Below are 467 nucleotides of genomic sequence, written 5' to 3'. Positions count from 1 at the left end.
GTCCAAGGCCCCCAGACCGCCATCGTCGTCGGCAAAGCCGGCGAAGAGCTCTGGACCGACCAATACGGCCGGGTCAAAGTCCAATTCCACTGGGACCGCTACGGCAAATCCGACGAGCAGAGCTCCTGTTGGGTACGTGTTTCCCAACCCTGGGCAGGTAAGAACTGGGGCGCCATTGCCATTCCCCGCATCGGCCAGGAAGTCATCGTCGACTTCCTGGAAGGCGACCCCGACCGGCCCATCATCACCGGCCGGGTCTACAACGACGTCACCAAGCCGCCATACAAATTGCCCGGCGCCGCCGCCATCAGCGGACTCATGTCCAACAGCACCAAGGGCGGCGGTGGTTACAACGAATACATCATGGACGACACCAAGGGCAAGGAGCTGATCCGTGAGCATGGTCAATTCGACAAAGACAGCACCATCGAGCACGACCTGCGCGAGCATGTGCTGCATGATCGCAG

At 61.0% G+C, this 467-nt stretch carries 1 protein-coding gene; it reads left to right on the top strand.

The genetic code is table 11. The annotated features are described in order from the left end of the window. Window positions 1-467, top strand: a 467-nt coding sequence (tssI, locus tag BQ17_RS10265; RefSeq protein ID WP_141699220.1) for a type VI secretion system tip protein TssI/VgrG, incomplete at both ends; no start/stop codon positions are given.

Source organism: Candidatus Thiosymbion oneisti, from assembly GCF_900092655.1.
GTDB lineage: Bacteria > Pseudomonadota > Gammaproteobacteria > Chromatiales > Chromatiaceae > Thiosymbion > Thiosymbion oneisti.
Note: the sequence above shows the minus strand (reverse complement) of the source record. Positions and strands in the feature narration are given on the sequence as shown.